This window comes from Exiguobacterium sp. s11, from assembly GCF_018619015.1.
In the GTDB taxonomy this organism is placed as follows: Bacteria; Bacillota; Bacilli; order Exiguobacteriales; family Exiguobacteriaceae; genus Exiguobacterium_A; species Exiguobacterium_A indicum.
Genome location: NZ_JACSNF010000001.1, coordinates 901,232 through 922,573 on the forward strand (window position 1 = coordinate 901,232; position 21,342 = coordinate 922,573).

Sequence of the window (21,342 nt, forward strand, 5' to 3'; positions counted from 1 at the left end):
CTTTATTATAAGCTAGTTATCCGTCAGTTCAATCTATTTGCCGTCAATTTGTTAAAAAATCCCTCTCTTTGCTCAAGCGCTTTCGTCTATAATGAATAGGAAGGTGGTGACGCTTACATGTTTGAAAAACAATTCAATCATCGGACGCATGAAACATCACTCGGTCCCGTTGACATCGAAGGTCCCGTACCGAGTCAAACACTAGCAACGTATACACTCGATTCAGGGTTGACGGCTTTTCGTCCACCCGCTGAACAACATCAAGCACTCGTTGAGATCGCAGACCTTGAGGAAGGACGGATCATCGTCGCTCGTCAAGGAACGGAAATCATCGGTTATGTGACTTACTTATACCCTGACCCTTACGAAACGTGGAGCGAAGGAAACAATCCGTACATCTTGGAACTCGGAGCGATCGAAGTCTCCTCTCGGTTCCGCGGACAACAGATCGGTAAAAAATTGCTTGAAATCTCTATGCTCGATCCTGCTATGGAACACTATTTGATTTTAACGACTGAATATTATTGGCATTGGGACCTAAAAGGGAGCGGACTATCGGTCTGGGATTACCGAAAGATCATGGAGAAGATGATGAACCATGGTGGTCTTGTCTTCTTCCCGACCGACGATCCGGAAATCGCCTCCCATCCTGCCAACTGCCTGATGGCACGTATCGGAAAACACGTCTCACCTGAAGTCGTCGCTCATTTTGATGCGCTACGCTTGAGAAGACGCTTCATGTATGACTGAGCTCGAGGAGGAATCGTCATGTTAATCGAACAAATCATGAATACGACGTGCATCACGATGCAACCGACGAATTCCATCGCGCATGCGGTCGAACTCATGCAACGTCATCAGATTCGTCATGTTCTTGTCGTCAATGCCCGCCATGAACTCGTCGGTCTTGTCGGATTAAAGGAAATTCAAAGCGCAAGTAGTATCTTTCATCCGGATACAGCAAAACAAGACCTACAGTATCCGGTCTCAAGCATCATGATTGAAAGTCCTGTCACGGCTCATCCGCTCGATTTTCTCGAAGATGCGGCTGTGCTGTTTTATGAATACCGATTGACGTGTCTGCCAATCGTCCGCGGTCGACGCCTTGTCGGTGTCGTCACGGAAACGGATTTGTTGCGAACATTCGTTCAATTGACAGGTGCACTCGAACCAAGTTCTCAAATCGAAATCCGTGTTGAGAACACTGCTGGAACATTAGCAAAGATTGCCGCACTGCTTGCCAAAACGAATATCAATATCTTAAATGTACTCGTATATCCAACAGACGATCCGTATGTCCGGATCGTTGCGTTTCGTGTCCAGACGATGAATCCGATTCGGATCATCGAAAAGTTGCGCAAAGAAGGATTCGATGTACTTGGACCGGATGTGAGCAGATGAAGGATTTTGCCTATCTGTACAGTCCTGAAGAGGCGACTTATCGGTTTTCGGAGACACATCCATTCAATCCGATTCGCCTCGAGTTAACGGTTTCCTTGCTTGAAGCGATGCATCAATTAGATGACATTCCTTGTATCGCGCCACGTCATGCGACTGATGAAGAATTGTCACTCGTTCATGATCAGGATTATATTGCTGCCGTCAAAGCAGCCGGGACCGGAGCATTAACGCCTCTGAAGGCACAGATGTATGGTCTCGGGACAGAAGACACCCCTTTGTTCCAAGGGATGCATTCGGGCGCTTCTCTCCTTGTCGGCGGCACGATCGAAGCATGTGACCTCGTCTTATCTGGTCAATATAAACGGACCTTTCATATCGGTGGCGGATTGCATCACGGATTCCGTGGGCGTGCCTCTGGTTTTTGTGTCTATAACGATACCGCTGTCGCCATGGCAGCCATGATTGAAAAATATCACTGTAAAATTCTTTATGTCGATACGGATGCGCATCATGGCGATGGAGTACAATGGGCCTTTTATAATCGAAAGGACGTCATGACATTGTCTCTCCATGAGACGGGTCGCTACTTGTTTCCAGGAACGGGAATGGTGACGGAACGAGGGTCTGAAGAAGGATATGGATTTAGCTGGAACGTGCCACTGGACGCCTTTACGGAAGATGATTCGTTTTTACTCGCTTATGAGACGGCACTCTTTGAAGCCTGTGAATTGTTACAACCGGATCTCATCATTACGCAAAATGGTGCCGATGCACACGCGCTTGATCCATTGACTCATTTATCCTTAACGATGAAAAGTTATGAGCAGATCCCTCAAATCGCCGTCGCTGCAGCAAATAAATATACGAATGGAAAAATCGTTGCTTTAGGAGGCGGTGGCTATGACTGGTATCGTGTCGTTCCCCGCGCGTGGAGTCAAGTTTTCGCTGCCATGACCGGACAAGCTCCGTTTCACGGAGAGATTCCTGTTTCATGGCAAGAACGTTGGAGTGGACAAGAAACAACCCCACCTACACACTGGCATGATCCATCCCCACTCTATCCCGCCATTCCGCGACGACCTGAAATCGAAGAAAAAAATTGGGAGACCGTCAAACGACTAATTTGGCCGTTCGTGAGCGATGAGCGTAAAAAACAATTGACTGCGACTTCCCCTTACTCCGTTGATTAATCGACTTTATATCTTCACATTTATTTCGTTCGGAGTTCACAACTTGTTGCTATACTAAATATGGAATTTTTACTTAGTAAATGAATAATAGTTGGGGGAATCATCATGAAAAAGGCATGGCTTTATTCCGGTCTTATTCTATCGACGGGGATCGTACTCGCAGGGTGCGGCAATGAAAAACAGGCAATGGATCACGATAACATGCAAGGGTCAGGAAAACCGACGGTCGAGGTCAACGTCAATGTTCCAGCCAAGACAATGGAAGAAGATAAAGTTGTTTTTAAAGCGTCAGCTGTCGAACAAAAGAAACCAGTCAATCTTGAGGACGTGACATTTGAAGTTTGGGAAGCCGGAAAACAAGACGGTGCCCATCAAAAGTTCAAGGCAGCCTTGAAAAAGACCGGTTCTTATCAAGCAGAAGCTAAGCTTGCTGAAGGTGAATATGAAGGACTGTATCATATCAATGATAAAAAGGGACTCCATCATATGGATAAGATCTCATTCGTTGTCATGGATCATTCACATGAAAAAGAGGAAGCATCGCACGAGCATGGACATGATCACGAAGCCGTCGACGGTCTGTCTGTCCATTACATGGGCGCAACAAAAGCGAAAGCCGGTGCTGCACTTCCCGTCTCCTTTCATGTTTTCCTCGATGGGAAACCGCTAAAAGCGAACGTACAAGTGGAAGTCATTGAAACGGGCATTGAAAAGCATAACTACGTTCCTCTAGAAAAAAAGGGTGATGCTTACAGCGGGAAAGTGACATTGACTGCACTTGGTCAGACGACGGTTCGACTCCATGTCGAAAATGACCAACTCCACCATCACCAAGATGAACTTATTACCGTCGCGAAATAAAAAAACGTCTCTTTTTTCAAGCAGCTTGCTTGAGAGAAGAGACGTTTTTTCGATTAAGGACGTGTCGAATCCCGTTGTTCGATCCGGTGTGGTAACGTGACATCGTTCGTTTCAATTTCTTCTTTGTTCAAGATTTTCGTCAATAGACGCATCGAGACTGCTCCGATATCATACATCGGTTGAACGACAGTCGTCAGTTTCGGACGAATCATCGTTGCAAGACGTGTGTTATCGTGTCCGATGACTTCGAAGTCTTCCGGTACACGGTGTCCCGCATCCTGTAAGGCATGGATGACACCAAGAGCCATCTCATCCGTTCCAGCAAAAATCGCGCGTGGGCAATCTTCTCCAAGTTCAAGCAATTGATTCATCGCCTTCATTCCTGAATCATACGTATAGTTTCCAAGGACGACATTTTGCTCGTTAAACGGAAGATTTGCTTCTTCGAGTGCTCGGCGATAACCCGCAAATTTCTTTTCACCATTGATTTGCTGTTCGAGTGGTCCAGTGATGAATCCAATCCGTTCATGTCCACGGTCAATCAAAGACTTAACAGCATCGTGCGCAGCACTCTCATAATCGATATTGACGGCAGGAAGATCATAATCTTGATTCAACGTCGCAGCAAGAACGATCGGAACCGGTGATGTTTTGAACTCACGAACGAGATCCTCATGCAAACGTCCACCCATGAAGATGATTCCATCCACCTGTTTTCCGAGTAATGTATTGAGCAAATGAATCTCTTTTTCCCGGTTTTGGTCGGAGTTACATAAAATGATGTTATATTTATACATTGTCGCGACATCCTCAATCCCGCGTGCTAAATCCGCAAAGAAGATGTTCGAGATATCGGGCACGATGACACCGACCGTCGTTGTTTTTTTACTTGCCAGTCCACGGGCAACAGCGTTTGGACGATAACCAAGCTGTTCGATTGCGTCTTGGACCTTCTTTCGTGTAGATGGTTTGACATTCGGGTTTCCGTTGACGACACGCGATACGGTCGCCATCGAAACAGCAGCCTCTCGCGCGACATCGTAAATCGTAATATTACTATTCAAAACAAATTCCTCCTTTAGTATGATCCATCTCAAGTGTTTTCATTTCGTTTTCATTTTTAGGCAACACGAAAGGAAGACAGGAAAAGATAGTTTTCTTTTCCCATTCTTCCTTCATTGTAAAACGTTTTCATTCGCTTTAGGTTACCCTTTTTCGGAAATCATTGAACGTTTAGTGCCGGAAAGGTAGTCGTCAAGTTTTCGATGAACGTATCGAATTCTTGGAAATCGAGTTGTTGATTCGCATCAGACAACGCAAGTGCTGGGAACGGATGGACTTCGACCATGACAGCGTCTGCCCCAATCGCGTATGCCGCTTTTGCTGTTGGCAAGAGTAAATCCTTACGTCCTGTCGAGTGCGTGACATCGACCATGACAGGGAGATGCGTCTCTTGCTTCAGAATCGGAACTGCTGAGATATCAAGCGTGTTCCGTGTTGCACGTTCATACGTCCGAATACCACGCTCACATAAGATGACTTGATCGTTACCACTCGCCATGATGTACTCAGCCGCGTACATGAATTCCTCGAGCGTTGCAGAAAGACCTCGTTTTAAAAGAACCGGCTTATTCGTCCGACCGACTTCTTTGAGTAAATCGAAGTTTTGCATGTTGCGTGCGCCGACCTGGATGATGTCGACATATGGTAAAGCAGATTCAACGGCGCTCGGTGTCATGATTTCAGTGATGACATGCAAACCGTGCGCGTCCGCTGCTTTTTTCAACATCTTTAGACCTTCGAGTCCTAGACCTTGGAAGTCGTAAGGCGATGTACGTGGTTTGTACGCTCCGCCTCGCATGAACTTCACGCCATGTTTCGCGAGCTGTTCCGCGACCTCAAATACTTGTTCTTCGCTCTCGACCGCACACGGTCCAGCGATCAATTGTTGTGAACCGTCTCCGATGACGGCATCTCCAATCCGGATGATCGTATTCGTCGGTTTTTGTTTCCGTGATACGAGTAATTTCCGAGTCCGATCTTCTCCTTGTAATTCGAGAGAAGCTTTGAAAATTTCTTTAAATACATGCTGAAGGCGTCCTGTTTCAAAAGGTCCATGGTTATTAGCGGCAATTGATTCGAGCATTTGACGTTCTCGAACAGGGTCGTATCGATCAAGCCCTTGTGCTCGTTTGACTTTTCCGATTTCAACGGCAATTTGACCTCGTCTGTTCATCAATTCCAATAATTCTGCATTCACTAAATCGAGTTCATCACGTAATCTTTTTAATTCTGCATGTTGATCCATGTCCTACCACTCCCTAATCAGCATATAGCTCGTAATAGCAACTAATTATAGCGAACTCTTTCCCTGTTGTACATAAAGAAGCTGCATGATTTCTTAAAATATGAAAATAAATTACGTTTTTTCATATAATTTTTTGATGTTTCCTCTATAAGGAAACATAGAAAAAGAGCCCTCATGATGAGAGCTCCTCATGTATTGATTATTTCTTATGATTCACATCAGACTGTGGATCATTGTCTTCCTCTTGTTCGTCTGCTAACTGTTCACGTAACTCCGAAAGTTCAACGACCGTCTCCGTGTCGATTTCTTCTGCAACAGACGCCCCATCGACTTCGTCGCCGATTTCACGTTCAATGTCCCGTACGAGTTGCTCCGCTTCCGCGAGAGCAGCATCGATGCTTGCCTGATCCTTCTCAAAGCCCGCATATTGTGCCGCTTCTTGAACCGTTGAATTGTTCTTCGCTTTTTCAATGACAGGTGCTGCCTTATCTTTCGCTAGTTGAATCCACTCACCTACGAGTGGCTCCGCTTTTTCGCGGACGACTTGTGTCTGTTCCGTCAAACGTTGACGGGCAGGAGCCGTACGCTCGTCAATCAGATTGCGTACTTCACGACCTGATTTTGGGCTAGAAAGGAGAGCTGCCGCAGCACCAATCAATCCACCAACGATGATTCCGACAAGGAAGCCTCCTCCTTTAGAAGAATCTTGCGCTTGATATGGATGTTGTTTCGTCATGATTTACGATCTCCCTTCAACTCATCTGGAATGCTTTCAACGTCCGGTACTGACACGACTTCCGGTGTGACCGGCGCCTCTGCCTTTTTCCGGAATCGACGACGTGGCTTTTTCTCGACCGTCGTCGTTGCCGTCGAATGATTTTGAACCGTAGTCTCTGCCGGTTTATTTTTCTTAAATAACTCTACAGCGACCGAACCCCAACGGACTGCTTGCGCAATCTGTTCTTTATTCGTATCCGCCGCACCAGCGACCGTATCGGATACTGTCCGGACAGAATCTGTCACTTTGTTTAAAGACGTACCAAGTTCTTCGATCGAGTTTGCGACAGGTGCAAGCAATTCTGTTTTTTCTTCAATCGTATCGACCAGACGATTCGTCTTATGTAACAACGCTGTCGTCTCCATCATGATACCGTCTAATTGACGTTCAAGTCCTGCTGTCGTGTTGGCTACATTGTTGAGCGTCTTACTCGCAGCACCTAATACACGGGCAAGGAAAATGACGAGCACTACGAATGCGATCGCAGCGACTAATCCGGCGACTCCGCCTAATGTGATTTCCATGGTTCTTGCCTCCAATTTTTTTGCATAGTCTTTTGTTGATAGTTCGACATGTAGCAAGTCGTTCCTGCTACTCCAAATTGTTTATTTCCGTTACAATGATAAATGAAACCTACATAATCCATTTCGAGGGGGAAATTTCATGCGTGACCCACGTCTTACTCAACTGGCAACGAATCTCATTAACTATTCGGTTGCCCTTGAACCTGGTGAAAAAGTACTGATTGAAAACTTCGGCATCGAACGCGAACTGGTCGAGGCACTTGTTGAAGCTGCCTACGCGGCTGGCGGTCATCCGTTCGTCTTACTTAAGGATAATCGTATCCTACGAAAATTATACCGAAATGCTTCAGAAGAGCAACTCCAATTGATGGCAGACATCGAACGCAAGCAAATGCAAGCGATGGACGCATACATCGGACTACGTGCTGGTGATAACATCAATGAATTGTCAGATGTGCCGGCTGAACAGATGAAACTTTACGGTCAAACGATTGGTAAGATGCACACACAAGATCGTGTCAAAGGAACGAAATGGGTCGTCCTTCGTTTCCCAACCGCATCGATGGCGCAACTTGCCAATCAATCAACAGAAGCATTCGAAGACTTCTACTTCGATGTCTGTACGCTTGATTATGAAAAAATGGGTCAAGCGATGGAACCACTCGTTGACTTGATGAACCGGACGGATCGTGTTCGTCTCGTCGGACCAGGAACGGATCTAACGTTTTCGATCAAAGACATCCCAGCCATCAAATGCGCTGGAAATGCCAACATTCCAGACGGTGAAGTCTTTACGGCACCGGTCAAGGATTCGGTCAACGGTGTCATCTCGTACAATACACCGTCTCCATATCAAGGGTTCACGTTTGAAAACGTCAAACTGACGTTCAAAGACGGTAAAATCGTCGAAGCGACAGCGAACGATACGGATCGGATCAACCAAGTCTTCGATACAGATGCTGGTTCTCGTTTCGTCGGCGAATTCGCGATCGGCGTCAATCCTTTCATTCAGCATCCAATGAAGGATATTCTATTCGATGAAAAAATCGATGGCAGCTTCCACTTCACACCAGGTCAAGCTTACGAAGAAGCCTACAACGGTAATGACTCATCCGTTCACTGGGATCTCGTCAACATCCAACGTCCCGATTACGGTGGTGGAGAAATCTGGTTCGACGACGTATTGATCCGTAAAGACGGTCGTTTCGTTCTTCCAGAACTCGAAGTCCTCAATCCTGAAAACCTGAAATAAGAAAAAGCGGATGGCTCGTCCTACATAGGACGGGGTCATCCGTTTTCTATATCTTATTTTTTCAATGTCGCACGGAGCATCCAAATTTGTTTTTCGATTTCCTTCGCTTGACCAAGTAAATCATCTTCAACCGTCACGTCTTGTGCCTCAAGATGTTCAATCGCATCGAGCATCTCTTTTCGGACTTGTTGGAAGTCTTTGATGACGGAATCAATCATCTCATCTGCCGATAACCCCGATTTCGCTTCTTCAAGCGTCGTTTGCTCTAAATACTCTTTCAGTGTCGCAGAAGGTGTTCCGTTATTCATCAATAGACGTTCTGCAACAACATCATATTGTTCAGATACCCATGTATAAAGTTCTTCAAGCTTCTCGTGAAGCGTTAAGAAGTCTGGTCCTTTAATGTACCAATGATAATTGTGGAGTTTGACGAACAGTACCCCATAGTTTGCTACCTGTTGATTCAAAGCTGATTTTGCATGATTACTAATCATCTGATATTCCCCTTTCCTGATTTCAAATGACGTTCTATTTCATCTTTATCCTTAAATAACAAAGAATAAACATCATTCTCAGGAAAAGTGCTCTATCGAGGACGCTTTAATCCTTTCAACATATACCCACCTTTGAAGTCGACGGAATCGAATGCAACGAGGAATGCTTTCGGTTCGTATTCTTCGACGAGATTACGAAGCACTTTCATACGTGTTCGAGCCGCGAGCACATCTAACCGATAACGGACACCGTCTCGTCCTTGACCTTGATAATGTGTCACACCGAAACCATTATCGCGAATGACTTGAATCAGTTCCGCTGGAAATTCTTGCGTATGCACTTGAATCATATTGTAACCGATGGCGAGTTTTCGCTCGACATATCCACCGACGAGTATTCCTAGACCAAATCCAAGCGCATAAACGACCATACCGAGTGTCGTTAAGTCTTGGAATACGATTCCTAGTGCAAAAATGTAAATCAATGTTTCGACTGTGCCAAATAATCCAGCAATGACAGTCCGCCCTTTGACGAGCATGATCGTCCGTAATGTCAAAACAGGAACGTAAATCAACTGGAGCAATAAGATGAGTAAAATCTGTCCCATGGTGTCTTTCCTTTCCGTTAATAACTTCAACACATACACACTATTTCAAACTTTTTTTCAAGATGCAATCCTATTTTAGATTTTCCTCATCGGTTTTTTGAAATTACTATCATAATTCAAAAATACGACAAAAAAAGCGCCACTCCGGTCGAGTGACGCTTTTTGAACTGTTGCTTATTTTACGCTTTGATACTGATGCTGATACGTCTGGATATCGCCCGCTCCCATGAACAGAAGCACAGCATTTTCATGCTGACGTAGAACAGAAACGTTGTCGCGCGTCAGAATAGAAGCTTGCGGGATTTTCTCCTGCAGATCTTCGACGCGAACTTGCCCTTCCTGCTCACGTGCCGATCCAAAGATTTCGCATAGATATGTCGCATCTGCCTCACGTAAAGAAGTCGCGAAATCATCCATGAATGATTTCAAGCGTGTGTACGTATGCGGTTGGAAAATCGCAATGACTTCACGGTCCGGATATTTTTTCCGTGCCGACTCAATCGTCGCGCTGATTTCCTTTGGATGGTGCGCGTAGTCATCTACTAAGATTTGTGTGCCGAATTCCGACTCACTGAAGCGACGTTTTACACCACCAAATGTGGCTAAACGTTCAGCAACGTCGTCTTTGCTCAATCCTTCGTACTGACAGATCGCAATGACAGAGAGTGCATTCAAGACATGATGACGACCGAATCCTGGAATGAGGAACGTGCCGTAGAAATCATCACGTAAATAAACATCAAATGATGTACCATCTGGCGTTGACGTCGCGTTTTCCGCGCGGAAATCATTGTTTTCTCCAAATCCATAATAGAGAACAGGTACATTCGCTTGAATGTTTTGAAGATGCTCATCATCTCCACAAGCAACGATCGCTTGCTTAACCTGCATCGCCATTTCTTGGAATGCCGAAACGACGTCATCGATTCCTGTGAAATAATCCGAATGATCGAAGTCGATATTCGTCATGATAGCGTAGTCCGGCTTGTAATATAAGAAGTGACGTTTGTATTCACATGCCTCGAAGACGAATGCTTTCGCATCCTCTACTCCTGCCCCTGTCCCGTCTCCGATCAAGAAAGCTGTCGGCGTGATACCGCTCAAGACGTGTGAAAGCAAACCTGTCGTCGACGTTTTTCCGTGTGAGCCTGTAATGGCGACCGAACGATATTCATTTGCTAGATGTCCTAAGAAATCGTAATAATGATGGATGGTTAAACCAAGTTCATTTGCCCGTGCGATTTCTGGATGATCATCTCCAAAAGCATTCCCTTGGATGATGACATAATCTTCTTTGATGTTATCCGCATTGAACGGGAAAAATGGAATTCCCTTAGCCCGTAACGCGTCTTCAGTAAAAATGTGCTTTTCGATGTCTGAACCTTGCACCTCATGATTCATCTCATGTAGTACTTGGGCGAGCGCACTCATCCCTGTTCCTTTGATTCCAACAAAATGATACTTTGTCATATAAAAGCCCTCCAATTCACGTTCCGGTCCGTACCATCGGGCTCGGGTACAAAACCTGTACCATTATAGCAAACCGATTTATTTTTTACCATGTAAATTATTTTGTTCTCGACGTGCGCGATACATCGCCATCAAGTCTTTCGTCGTCATGACGACGTTAACAGGCGGTCCGACCGGTTTTTTCACTTCCGACTGAACAGGCTTATCGACCTCAGTAACAGATGGATCTTGATCTACTTCAATAGCAGATGTATCAAAAGTCGGTGCGAAGCTCTCCGCTTGTTGCTCAGCTTCTTTTTCATCAGCAGACTCTTCACTTGATGTCTCTGTCGGAACAACTGATGGTTCCACCGTCTCACTGTTGGAAGATGTTTCAGTTTCGTCCGTTTCTTCTACTTCGGTTACGGTTGGCACTTCTTCTCTCACGAGCTCTTCACTTGTGTGAGGTTCCGGTACGAGTAATTCGACATCCGTCACCGGTACAAGACCAGCATCTGCTTCCGCTTCGTCTAATACGACTTCTGGCGCGATCAGTTCTTGATCCGTCAAAGCAACCTCATCAGTATTTCCCTCTTCGACTGTTTCCGAAACCTGCTCACTCATTTCCGTTTCTTCCGCAGCTTTTACGGTTTCCGATGCAGATTGCTTCGGACGTTGGAATCCATAAATCGGTGAAGGCACATCCGTTAAAACGAAGCGATCTTCACGCTCCTCTTTTTTCGGACGTTCCACCGGCTTTGTCTCACGTTCCCCTGCAAGCTCTCGACGAATCCGGGCAGCCTGCTCTTTTAGTGACTGTTCATAACGATTACTCATACGTTCACCCCTCCATCTTGTTAAAAAATCGGTCGAATCATCGACCGATTGAGAATGCTTCCCCTACTGCTTTTGTATCATCGAGTACAAGAATCCCTTTTTCTTGTGGTGCATCGACAAGTCCGAGCTCACGCGCTGAACAGAGCATACCACTTGATGGTACGCCGCGTAACGCTGAAGGACGGATGATTAACCCAGACGGCATGACCGCTCCCGGTTTAGCAACGACTACTTTTTGACCCGCCGCTACATTCGGTGCTCCACAAACGATTTGTAAAGTTCCGTTATCTACTTCTACCTGACAGACCGATAATTTATCAGCATCCGGATGCTTCTCGCAAGAAGCAACGAACCCAACAACGAATTTCGGAGAATAATCCACTTGTTCGAGTGACAATTCGATATCTCGAATCGCCAGTTCCTTTTGGATGCGTGTTGCCAATTCTTCCGTCAATTCAACCGGTCCTTGTGTCTCGATCGTAAACGTAGTCGAAGCATCAAACAGGTTGTAACCGACGACACGATCACCATGCTTGATAGTTGCTACGTCTCCTTCACGAGTCGCTGTCACTTCCGCACGTGGTGCGTCTTCCAAAATGATCATTAAGACGTCGCCGACGCCCTCTTTATTATAAAACACATTCATTCAATCCATGACTCCCTTCCGTCTTTCTCACAATGCCTATTGTATCAGATTCTTCACTCTTTCGGCTGCTTGTTTTTCGCAAGGACGAAGACCGGCTCCAGATTGCCATCTTCATATAAGAATGGCAGTGCCGTGACCGGTACACGACCGTTCGAGAAGAAGTCAAACATCAATTGCTGTAAGACATCATATCCGGCGTCATTCCGAATATCAGCGAAAATCAGGACATCCTGATGCGGAATTCCGACTGCGAATTCTCCTTCGATTTGCGCCGCATAATCGGCTAATAAAGTCTTGTTCAAAACACGACTCGCCTCATATCCGTCGCCGAGACTCAAGAAATAAAAGATATTCCCTGCGACTTCGTCTTGTTTAAATGGCGCTTCAAGCGATTTCACATTAAAACGCGCTGCTTCTGATAACTGTTCAGCTGTCCATTCAGCAGACGCCAGTAACTCCTCATCAATCAAACGATACGTCGCCCCTAAATCAAGTGCGTACATGATTTTCGTCTCACCCGTATGTGGTGTACTGACGAGCGTCTTCCCTTCTTTTGTCGTATCGGCAAACGATTTAGCGCGAATGACAGGAAAGATTTTTTGTTCTTGTCCAACGAGTGAGATTTGATCCGTTTGTCCGAGTACAGCACGGATATATTCGATCGTCTCTTCGACTGCAATGACACCTCTTCGTTTTGCTTTTGCGACAAGCGGATTCAATCCGACATCAACGCCTGATTTATCGTGCTTTCGCTCAATTCGTAATACAGACTTTTCACGATCGAAATATGTCGTGTACCCTTCTTCTTCAAATGTTTGTGTCATCATTCTTCGGATTTGTTGTAGTTCCATTCGAATTCATCCTTTCTATCATGAAAAAAAGCGAGTCAGCGCTCGCTTTTTTCTTAAACCGTCTCTAAAAATGCTGTCACCTGTTCTGGTGTCTTCCGCTCTTTCCCGACATAACGCCCTGTCTCTTCACCATCGCGGAATGCAACAAAACTCGGAATTCCGAAGATGTCCATTTCCTGGGCAATTTCAATATGATCGTCGCGATCGACGTAGTAAAACTCGAAGCCGTTAAATGTTTGCTCGATTTCCGGCATGAACGGATCTAAGAAGCGGCAATCCGGGCACCAGTTTGCTGAGAATAAAAAGACGGCATTTCCTTGTTTTGCTGTATCGAATTCTTGTTTGGATTGTAATGTTTTCATGATGATTTCCTCCTTTGATTTCCCTAGAAGTCATTGCCCTCATCATAGCATATTCAATTGCGGCTGTGCGTTTTCGTGCTTGGTTTGCTATACTGCAACTAGAAAACACCTGGAAAGGACTTCACTATGGCAGATCAACCAATCAAACATCCGTTCGAACGCTTCGTCGGCTTCGTTGGCATGACGAGTTGTTTACGTTACGGCTATTCCTTCATTGATTCCGAAAGAAGCTTACCCGAAATCTTTTTGTACTTAGTCGTCGGTTTTGCGATCATCATTTTACTCGAAGCACTCGGAAAACGACTCGCTCGAAAATTGCCCGTCGTACGCATGCGGTATTTGACTCCACTTTACCTCATTTACCTCTATGTTTTCTTTACGAGTTTTTATTCAAGTTCATTCGGATTCTCTTTATGAAAAAAGCTGATTCAAAAAGTCATATGCTTGTTCGTCCACCATCCGGTCAAACAGGCGTATCCTTTAGAATCAGCTTTTTGTATTTAATATTCGATTTTTAAATCGCCATCTTGAATCCGACCGAGACGTCGTAATAGGCGATAAATGAAATAACTGATGATGCCAGGCGCAAGGAAACAGAGGACAGCGACTGCTAGATAATACTCCATTTCGAACCCCATCGTTTTTAATAACATCAACGGACCAACGAATCCGCTCGTGCCCATACCAGAACCTTCCGGATTGCTCTCAAGCATCAACAGAACAGTCGCAAATGGCGCTAGGATTGCGCCGGCTACAGTCGGCGGTAGAAGAATCCAAGGATTTCGAATGATATTCCCTACTTGTAACATCGACGTACCAATCCCTTGGGCAACCACGCCACCGATTCCGTTATCACGGTAACTGATGACGCCAAACCCAATCATCTGTGCCGCACAACCGATCGTCGCCGCCCCTGCAGCAAGTCCATCCAAACCAAGCATGATTCCAAGCGCGGCACTCGAAATCGGCGCCGTCAATGCAAGACCCATGACGGTAGCAACAAAAATTCCCATGAATAATGGTTCGCGTTCCGTTCCCCAACGAATCAACTCACCAAGATCCGTCATCCCTTTCCCAATCCACTTTCCCGCGTAACGTCCGGCAACGAATCCGGCTAGTAACGTAACAAACGGCGTCAATAAAATATCGAGTCGTGTCGTCTTTGAAACGAGTTTTCCGACCTCTGTCGCAAGAAGCGTTGCAATGTAACTCCCTGCTGGTCCTCCTGCTTCATATCCGAACGCACCAACGGCAACTGCTGCGAACAAGATCAGCGGTGGTGCCTCAAGTGCAAACGCTACAGCCACACCGATTGCTGGTCCAGTCAGTGCGATCGCCTGCTCTCCTAACTGAATGAGGAACTTCGCCTCTACACCACGCCCCACCAGTCCTTCACCAATCGTCCGGATGATGAGACCCATGATCAACGAACTAAACAAGCCAAGTGCCATATAACTTAATACGGTGATGAAATATACTTTAGGGCTAAGTGAAATCCCTTTTTGTTTGAACATCTTGTCACGTCCTTTTCTTAACATCGCGTATCATTATATCAAATCTCCTTTCTATACGACTACATTGTTTTTTCAACTGACAAGACAGTCCGTACTTACATCGTTCTTATTAAACAAAAACAGACAGCGGATTCACATCCACTGTCTGTCATGTCATTCACTTAACTTGCAGCGTCGCGAGCGTCGTCGTATCGAGGTTCGTGACGAGTTTCCGAAGCAATTCCTTCGCCGCATCATAATCATCTGTATGCATGATCGATGCATGCGTATGGATGTAGCGTGCTGGTAAACCAACGACTGTCGTTGGAATCCCATTATTCGAACGATGGATGACACCACCATCGGTTCCACCTGCACCGACATAATATTGGTACGGAATCTTGTTCGATTCTGCCGTATCGAGGACGTAATCTGTCATCTCTTTTGAGAGAATCATGACACTGTCTTTAATTCGAAGCAATGGGCCTTGTCCGAGTTGACCGAATTCCGTTTTGTCTCCTGATGCATCATTGGCAGGAGAAGCGTCGACGACGAACGCGACGTCGGGATCGATGAGTGCTGTCGCTGTTTGCGCTCCGCGCAATCCAACTTCTTCTTGAACCGTTGCACCCGAGAACAAAATGTTCGGATGATCCGCCGCTGTCGTCTCTTCCAGTAATTCAATCGCCATTCCGACACCATAGCGATTATCCCATGCTTTCGCCATGATCTTCTTCGGATTCGCCATCGGTGTGAACGGGAAGAATGGTACGGCAGGAATACCCGGACGTACTCCAAACGATTCTGCCTCTTCTTTTGAGTCTGCACCGATATCGATGAACATGTCTTTGATCGCCATCGGCTTATTGCGTACTTCTTCTGTCAACAAGTGTGGTGGAATCGATGCGATGACACCAGGGATGACACCGTTATCCGTACAGATCGAGAAGCGTTGCGCAAGCAACACTTGGCTCCACCAGCCACCGAGCGGTTGAATCCGTAACATTCCGTTCTTCGTGATTTGCGTCACCATGAATGCCACTTCGTCCATGTGCCCGGCAACCATGACTTTCGGTCCTGTCGCATCGCCTGTTCGTTTTCCGAAAATCGAACCGAGTCCATCCGTAACGATCTCATCCGTGACAGGTGTGATGCGCTCGCGAACGAACTGACGAACGTCGTGCTCAAACCCTGGTGCCCCATTTAATTCCGTCAGTGTTCGAAATAACTCTCTCGTTTTTTCATTCATATGTATCGCCTCCTGCTTCTCATTATACAAAAAATTGCTTCTATCACTTAACCTTTTGTTTCTCTCTGAACGAATTATTTGGTACAGTAGGAATAGAACCTGTAAGGAGGGGAATTTTAATGAAAAAACGCTATTGGATTATCGGATTGGCAGCAGCTGTCGTCGCCGCTTTCGCAGTGAAGAAAGCCGTTGATGACAAACAACTTTCTGCCGAGGAAGCGCTCGAAATCACGAAACGCACATTTTCAGCAAAAGGACGTGTCCAAGGTGCATGGATCTCTGCAACACCAGAGGCTTACGCATATGAGTCACGTGACTACCAAAGCTACAAAGGTGGCATCTCGGTCCTTGAAGGTGATGACGAAAAAACGTATCAATTCACAGTTGATGCCGAAACTGGCGCTTTACTCGAATACGCTTAATCAAAAGACCGTGCTTCGATCGACGAAGTACGGTCTTTTTTCCACGTTCATCTGAAGGAGGTATGATTCATGTCGATTCTTGCTACGCTGTTCGTTATCCTCGTTGCTTTGGAACACTTTTATATTTTAGCACTTGAAATGTTCTTTCTTTCTTCCAAAGCGGCTCGTCGAACGTTCGGTTTAACGGACGAAGCTGTTGCATCACAACAAATTCGGACACTTTTTGCGAATCAAGGCTTATATAATGGATTTTTAGCAGCCGGACTCGTATTTGGTCTGATTCGTCAGGATGTGGCTGTCCAATTGTTCTTTTTAGCATGTGTCATCATCGCTGCGCTTTATGGCGCCGTGACCGCCAATCGCTCCATTTTACTCAAACAAGGCTTGCCTGCCATACTCGCTTTCATCTTCGTGTTGCTTGCATGAGAAAAGCCCCTATCCGATTGGATAGAGGCTTTTTTTCTTAATTAACGCGGGTTGTCGTTGCGTTCGTAGATCGGGTTCATGTATTCCGTCGTCGAGTATAGACGTGGAACAACGATGTATAAGATGACTGCTGGTACAGCGATGATCAACAACATCAAGAGCATCGGTAACCAGTAGACGACTTTTTGTTGAAGATTATCCGAGTTACCGTCGATGTATTCTTTTACGCCATCAACTTTTGCAGCATCGGCACTCGTCAACAATTTACCGCTATCGGCATTGAAGAAGTGGATTTCACGTTTGATTGTGATGAAGATGCCGTCACGGACTGTCTCGATGACAGCGATCCCGCCGATGACTTCTTCTCCTTTTTCATTCGTGAACGTCTTCGGATCCTCGATTTCGACCGAACCTTTTTTATAATCGTAATGCGTCGTTGGTAATTCCTCATCTAATGCTTTCGTCATTTCTGAGGTATCAACCGCAGCAAGTACCGATTGACCGATACTTAATGCGAGAAAGAGCGCCGTTACGAAGGCTAAGCTTTTCTGCCACATCCCCAAATTCCCCCTTTACCTATAAGTACAAGTTCTTCAGTCAACAACATTGTACCAATTAATAAGAAAAAAGTGTGAAAGAAATACCAGGAAAATAAGAAAACTTTTTGTCTAAATTAATTTTGGTACGTTGCTTCCATCCGATAAATCGGTTGACCCATTGATGAAAAACGCTCTTCGTACTCTGTTCGGACGTTATCTTCCGGTTCATTCGCATGTAAATCAAGTGACATCCAGTCGAAGCGCATGCCGTATGCTGACATCGTCATCAAACTCGATTCGAACAACTTCCGATTATCTGTCTTGAAGTGGATTTGACCTTTCGCTGGTAAAATATCTTCATACGTCGAGAGGAATGTTTTATACGTCAAGCGGCGTTTCGCATGACGTGTCTTTGGCCATGGATCAGAGAAGTTCAAGTACACGCGGGACACTTCACCTTTTTCAAAGTAATCACGTAAGTCTTTTGCATCGACCGTCAAGACGCGAACGTTCGATTGTGGTGTTTCGACCAATTTTTGAACGATCGTCACGGCAACGCTTTCGAATAGTTCGATCGCGATGAAGTTGATATCCGGGTGTTGGTGCGCCATTCCGGTAATGAATGCTCCTTTCCCTGATCCCACTTCGATGTAGATCGGGTTATCATTCTTGAACTCGCTAGCCCATGCTCCTTTAAGAGATGCTGGTTCTGCTATATAGATCGAGGATTGTTCCTTCATATAATCCTGCGCCCATGGTTTATGTCGTAAACGCACTATCGTTCATCCTTTCCAAACTTAAATTATCCGCAGATAAGTTTATCATGATTCGGGTAATTATATAAGAACTTCTTCGTTTCCTATCGAAGAATGTTCAGCAGTTCGTCACTTGAGAAATAGTGAGCATTCTAATACACTTAAGGTACGTAAGAACCGAAAAGGAGGGCTATACTGTGGATGATTTCTTGATTAGTTGGGCATCTCCCATCGTTCTCGTCTTGGGAATCACTGCTTTGTTCGTCTGGGCGACTTTCGGAAAAGTCGACGTCGAATAAGGGCAATCTCTGTACCTTGTGTAATCATACACAAGGTACTTTTTTTATTTTCTAAATGATTTTAGGTTGGTTTTACCATGAAACAGATGTATACTTTTTTTGAAACAGATAATTTATTACAGCTATCGAACACCGAAAACGTTGGTAAAAAGGAGAATTGTAATGAACGAAAATAAAAACAGCGATTCAAAAGAATTAGTACAGAAGAAAACAGGTGCGGATCTCGTCGTCGATTCACTCATCGAGCAGGGTGTCGATTACATCTTCGGTATTCCCGGCGCCAAAATCGATTCCGTCTTCAATGTGTTACAGGACCGGGGACCTGAACTCATTGTTGCACGCCACGAACAAAACGCTGCCTTCATGGCTCAAGCCATCGGACGCTTGACGGACAAACCTGGTGTCGTCCTTGTGACATCTGGTCCTGGGGCATCGAATTTAGCGACTGGTCTTGTGACGGCGAACTCTGAAGGTGACCCTGTTGTCGCAATTGCCGGAGCTGTCACACGGGCCGATCGTTTAAAACGAACACATCAGTCGATGGACAATCAGGCACTCTTTACACCGATTACGAACTTCAGCGCGGAAGTACAAGATGCCGATAACATTCCAGAAGTATTATCCAATGCTTTCCGTACAGCAGAAACGACTTCCGGGGCTGCTTTCGTTAGTATCCCGCAAGACGTCGGATTGAGCGAAGCGAACGTCACGGCATTCCGTGCGGTTGAAGCACCGAAGCTCGGTGTTGCACCAGAAGCTTGGGTCGAAGAGACAGCTCGCTTGATTCAAGATGCGAAGCTGCCTGTCTTGTTACTCGGTATGCGCGCGAGTCAGCCAGATGTCGTACACGCGATTCGTTCGTTACTCAAAAACGTCTCGATTCCTGTCGTTCAGACATTCCAAGCAGCTGGCACATTATCACGTGAACTTGAATCGAATTTCTACGGACGTGTTGGATTGTTCCGTAATCAGCCAGGAGATGCGTTACTTGCAGAAGCGGATCTCGTCCTCTCGATCGGATATGACCCGATCGGCTATGATCCGAAATTCTGGAACCAACCGACGCACGACCGCACGCTTGTCCACATCGATCAAATGCGCGCTGAAATTGACCACTTCTATCGTCCAGACCGTGAACTTGTCGGTGATATGGCGAAAACGGTCGATGCGATCGCTAAACGCCTGCAACCACTCACATTACCTGAAAGCTCTGTTCAGTTCCTTGAAGGATTGCATCAACGTCTTGTTGATCGCGATGTTCCCCCAGTCGCGGATTCTCCATTGACGCACCCGCTTTATTTCATGAAGACGTTACGCGAAAAAATTGCGGATGATGTCACGGTCACAGTCGATGTCGGCTCTCACTATATCTGGATGGCACGTCATTTTCGTTCATATGAACCACGCCACCTTCTCTTTAGTAACGGGATGCAAACACTCGGCGTCGCACTTCCTTGGGCAATCGCGGCAACACTCGTACGTCCAGGAAAAAAAGCTGTCTCGATTTCAGGTGACGGCGGATTCCTCTTCTCTGCAATGGAACTTGAGACAGCTGTCCGTTTGAACTCACCACTTGTCCACTTCGTCTGGCGCGACAGCGGATTCGATATGGTCGCGTTCCAACAAGAGATGAAATACAAACGGAAATCCGGTACGTCATTTGGTGACGTCGATCTCGTCAAATATGCGGAAAGCTTTGGAGCAAAAGGACTCCGCGTCAATCATCCTTCGGAACTCGCAGCAATCATGGATGAAGCACTCGCGACAGACGGTCCCGTCATCGTCGATGTACCGATCGATTACCGTGACAACATCGCGCTCGGAGAACAAGTTCATCTCGATCAATTGAACTAAGGAGGATTCACATGGCACATGATAAAACACTCGTCCAGATTTCAACGATGATGGCACTGCTTGACGGCGTATTTGAGAGTGAAGTCACGTATGCTTCCGTCCTTGATCAACGTGATTTCGGTATCGGAACGTTTGACCACTTAGACGGTGAGATGATTGGATTCGATGGTCAATTCTATCAACTCCGCTCAGATGGTAGTGCTCGACCGCTCCAACCTGAGACGACGACACCTTTCGCGACATTAACCCGTTTCGAGCCGGAACAAACCCTGACCGTGACGGAAGAGATGTCAAAAGCGACGTTTGAGCACTGGCTGAACGAACAACTCCCAACGATCAATAGCTTTTATGCTATCCGGATTGACGGAACATTCACGGAGGTTCAGACACGCACCGTCGCACGCCAGGAAAAACCGTTCGTTCCAATCACGGAAGCTGTCGCTTCTCAAAGCGCTCGTACGTTCGAGCACACGGAAGGAACGCTTGCCGGATACTATACACCACGATTTGGTCACGGTATCGCCGTCGCCGGATATCACCTTCATTTCATCGATGCTGCTCGCGCAGGTGGTGGTCACGTCTTTGACTACACAGTTAAGAACGTCACCGTCACATTCGAAGAAAAGCCGCAACTTGATTTACGTCTACCGACGACAGCGGCTTATCGATCGGCAGATCTCGAAAGTCATGATATTGAAAAAGAAATTAAAATCGCTGAAGGTTAAGCAAAAAAGCGTGTCGTTC

At 46.0% G+C, this 21,342-nt stretch carries 26 protein-coding genes; 11 read left to right on the forward strand and 15 right to left on the reverse strand.

Going from position 1 to position 21,342, the window contains the following annotated elements:
- The first annotated feature begins 117 nt into the window (after window positions 1-117).
- The 4 genes from KNQ12_RS04910 (at window position 118) to KNQ12_RS04925 (ending at window position 3,452) form a co-directional block, all read left to right on the forward strand.
- The gene (locus KNQ12_RS04910) at window positions 118-750 is read left to right on the forward strand and encodes a GNAT family N-acetyltransferase (protein ID WP_023469064.1); all 633 of its coding nucleotides are present in this window, start codon (window positions 118-120) and stop codon (window positions 748-750) included.
- An 18-nt stretch (window positions 751-768) separates the two neighbouring features.
- Window positions 769-1,401, forward strand: a complete 633-nt coding sequence (locus tag KNQ12_RS04915) for an acetoin utilization AcuB family protein (protein ID WP_023469065.1) — start codon at window positions 769-771, stop codon at window positions 1,399-1,401.
- Window positions 1,398-2,591 carry an acetoin utilization protein AcuC gene (locus KNQ12_RS04920; protein WP_214746614.1) on the forward strand — a complete coding sequence of 398 codons (1,194 nt, stop codon included), beginning with the start codon at window positions 1,398-1,400 and terminating at the stop codon, window positions 2,589-2,591. The genes KNQ12_RS04915 and KNQ12_RS04920 overlap by 4 nt, the downstream gene beginning before the upstream one ends.
- Before the next feature lie 105 nt (window positions 2,592-2,696).
- A complete protein-coding gene (locus KNQ12_RS04925; protein WP_214746617.1) occupies window positions 2,697-3,452 on the forward strand; it encodes a FixH family protein in 756 nt (251 codons plus the stop codon).
- Window positions 3,453-3,505: 53 nt separating this feature from the next.
- Here the strand turns inward: KNQ12_RS04925 and ccpA are convergent, their stop codons facing one another.
- The 4 genes from ccpA to KNQ12_RS04945 form a co-directional block, all read right to left on the reverse strand.
- Window positions 3,506-4,516 (reverse strand): catabolite control protein A, encoded by a 1,011-nt coding sequence (gene ccpA / locus KNQ12_RS04930; RefSeq protein WP_023469068.1) that lies wholly within the window; start codon window positions 4,514-4,516, stop codon window positions 3,506-3,508.
- Between the two features lie 158 nt (window positions 4,517-4,674).
- A complete protein-coding gene (locus KNQ12_RS04935) occupies window positions 4,675-5,760 on the reverse strand; it encodes a bifunctional 3-deoxy-7-phosphoheptulonate synthase/chorismate mutase (RefSeq protein WP_023469069.1) in 1,086 nt (361 codons plus the stop codon).
- A gap of 199 nt (window positions 5,761-5,959) precedes the next feature.
- Window positions 5,960-6,496 carry a YtxH domain-containing protein gene (locus tag KNQ12_RS04940; protein ID WP_214746621.1) on the reverse strand — a complete coding sequence of 179 codons (537 nt, stop codon included), beginning with the start codon at window positions 6,494-6,496 and terminating at the stop codon, window positions 5,960-5,962.
- Complete coding sequence (locus KNQ12_RS04945) at window positions 6,493-7,062, reverse strand: DUF948 domain-containing protein (RefSeq protein WP_055968785.1); 570 nt, start codon at window positions 7,060-7,062, stop codon at window positions 6,493-6,495. The genes KNQ12_RS04940 and KNQ12_RS04945 overlap by 4 nt, the downstream gene beginning before the upstream one ends.
- A 139-nt stretch (window positions 7,063-7,201) precedes the next feature.
- Here KNQ12_RS04945 and KNQ12_RS04950 point away from each other — a divergent pair, with 139 nt between their 5' ends.
- A complete protein-coding gene (locus KNQ12_RS04950) occupies window positions 7,202-8,314 on the forward strand; it encodes an aminopeptidase (protein ID WP_029342360.1) in 1,113 nt (370 codons plus the stop codon).
- A gap of 53 nt (window positions 8,315-8,367) precedes the next feature.
- Here the strand turns inward: KNQ12_RS04950 and KNQ12_RS04955 are convergent, their stop codons facing one another.
- The 7 genes from KNQ12_RS04955 to KNQ12_RS04985 form a co-directional block, all read right to left on the reverse strand.
- Window positions 8,368-8,808: a Dps family protein gene (locus tag KNQ12_RS04955; RefSeq protein WP_023469073.1), complete on the reverse strand. Its 441-nt coding sequence runs from the start codon at window positions 8,806-8,808 to the stop codon at window positions 8,368-8,370.
- Between the two features lie 92 nt (window positions 8,809-8,900).
- Complete coding sequence (locus KNQ12_RS04960) at window positions 8,901-9,416, reverse strand: DUF2179 domain-containing protein (RefSeq protein WP_023469074.1); 516 nt, start codon at window positions 9,414-9,416, stop codon at window positions 8,901-8,903.
- Between the two features lie 174 nt (window positions 9,417-9,590).
- Window positions 9,591-10,886, reverse strand: coding sequence for a UDP-N-acetylmuramate--L-alanine ligase (gene murC / locus KNQ12_RS04965; protein WP_023469075.1), 1,296 nt, complete (start codon window positions 10,884-10,886; stop codon window positions 9,591-9,593).
- Between the two features lie 78 nt (window positions 10,887-10,964).
- Window positions 10,965-11,702, reverse strand: coding sequence for a hypothetical protein (locus KNQ12_RS04970; protein WP_214746624.1), 738 nt, complete (start codon window positions 11,700-11,702; stop codon window positions 10,965-10,967).
- 37 nt (window positions 11,703-11,739) lie between these two features.
- On the reverse strand, window positions 11,740-12,348 hold the full coding sequence (gene ytpR, locus KNQ12_RS04975) for a YtpR family tRNA-binding protein (protein ID WP_214746627.1): 609 nt from the start codon (window positions 12,346-12,348) through the stop codon (window positions 11,740-11,742).
- 53 nt (window positions 12,349-12,401) lie between these two features.
- A complete protein-coding gene (locus tag KNQ12_RS04980; protein WP_055968792.1) occupies window positions 12,402-13,199 on the reverse strand; it encodes a DUF1444 domain-containing protein in 798 nt (265 codons plus the stop codon).
- Window positions 13,200-13,252: 53 nt separating this feature from the next.
- Window positions 13,253-13,561 (reverse strand): thioredoxin family protein, encoded by a 309-nt coding sequence (locus tag KNQ12_RS04985; protein WP_023469079.1) that lies wholly within the window; start codon window positions 13,559-13,561, stop codon window positions 13,253-13,255.
- A gap of 126 nt (window positions 13,562-13,687) precedes the next feature.
- On the opposite strand from KNQ12_RS04985, the gene KNQ12_RS04990 reads away from it, so the two are divergent.
- Window positions 13,688-13,978 (forward strand): hypothetical protein, encoded by a 291-nt coding sequence (locus KNQ12_RS04990; RefSeq protein WP_023469080.1) that lies wholly within the window; start codon window positions 13,688-13,690, stop codon window positions 13,976-13,978.
- Between the two features lie 83 nt (window positions 13,979-14,061).
- On the opposite strand, the gene KNQ12_RS04995 is transcribed toward KNQ12_RS04990, so the two are convergent.
- Entirely contained in the window at window positions 14,062-15,075 is a 1,014-nt protein-coding gene (locus KNQ12_RS04995) for a PTS sugar transporter subunit IIC (RefSeq protein ID WP_023469081.1), read from the reverse strand.
- A gap of 157 nt (window positions 15,076-15,232) precedes the next feature.
- Window positions 15,233-16,303 carry a M42 family metallopeptidase gene (locus tag KNQ12_RS05000; protein ID WP_035396484.1) on the reverse strand — a complete coding sequence of 357 codons (1,071 nt, stop codon included), beginning with the start codon at window positions 16,301-16,303 and terminating at the stop codon, window positions 15,233-15,235.
- 119 nt (window positions 16,304-16,422) lie between these two features.
- Here KNQ12_RS05000 and KNQ12_RS05005 point away from each other — a divergent pair, with 119 nt between their 5' ends.
- Together KNQ12_RS05005 and KNQ12_RS05010 are read left to right on the forward strand one after the other, a co-directional pair.
- The gene (locus tag KNQ12_RS05005) at window positions 16,423-16,725 is read left to right on the forward strand and encodes a PepSY domain-containing protein (RefSeq protein WP_023469083.1); all 303 of its coding nucleotides are present in this window, start codon (window positions 16,423-16,425) and stop codon (window positions 16,723-16,725) included.
- A gap of 69 nt (window positions 16,726-16,794) precedes the next feature.
- Window positions 16,795-17,151, forward strand: coding sequence for a DUF1304 domain-containing protein (locus KNQ12_RS05010; protein WP_058264707.1), 357 nt, complete (start codon window positions 16,795-16,797; stop codon window positions 17,149-17,151).
- A 41-nt stretch (window positions 17,152-17,192) separates the two neighbouring features.
- Here KNQ12_RS05010 and KNQ12_RS05015 read toward each other — a convergent pair whose 3' ends face one another.
- Window positions 17,193-17,708, reverse strand: coding sequence for a hypothetical protein (locus tag KNQ12_RS05015; protein ID WP_058264706.1), 516 nt, complete (start codon window positions 17,706-17,708; stop codon window positions 17,193-17,195).
- Window positions 17,709-17,824: 116 nt separating this feature from the next.
- Window positions 17,825-18,466 (reverse strand): tRNA (guanosine(46)-N7)-methyltransferase TrmB, encoded by a 642-nt coding sequence (gene trmB / locus KNQ12_RS05020; RefSeq protein WP_023469086.1) that lies wholly within the window; start codon window positions 18,464-18,466, stop codon window positions 17,825-17,827.
- A gap of 176 nt (window positions 18,467-18,642) precedes the next feature.
- On the opposite strand from trmB, the gene cydS reads away from it, so the two are divergent.
- The 3 genes from cydS to budA all read left to right on the forward strand — a co-directional run bounded on the left by cydS (window position 18,643) and on the right by budA (window position 21,323).
- On the forward strand, window positions 18,643-18,744 hold the full coding sequence (gene cydS, locus KNQ12_RS17270) for a cytochrome bd oxidase small subunit CydS family protein (protein WP_023469087.1): 102 nt from the start codon (window positions 18,643-18,645) through the stop codon (window positions 18,742-18,744).
- Between the two features lie 162 nt (window positions 18,745-18,906).
- Window positions 18,907-20,598 carry an acetolactate synthase AlsS gene (gene alsS, locus KNQ12_RS05025; RefSeq protein ID WP_055968796.1) on the forward strand — a complete coding sequence of 564 codons (1,692 nt, stop codon included), beginning with the start codon at window positions 18,907-18,909 and terminating at the stop codon, window positions 20,596-20,598.
- Window positions 20,599-20,609: 11 nt separating this feature from the next.
- The gene (gene budA, locus KNQ12_RS05030; protein WP_023469089.1) at window positions 20,610-21,323 is read left to right on the forward strand and encodes an acetolactate decarboxylase; all 714 of its coding nucleotides are present in this window, start codon (window positions 20,610-20,612) and stop codon (window positions 21,321-21,323) included.
- Window positions 21,324-21,342 lie beyond the last annotated feature (19 nt).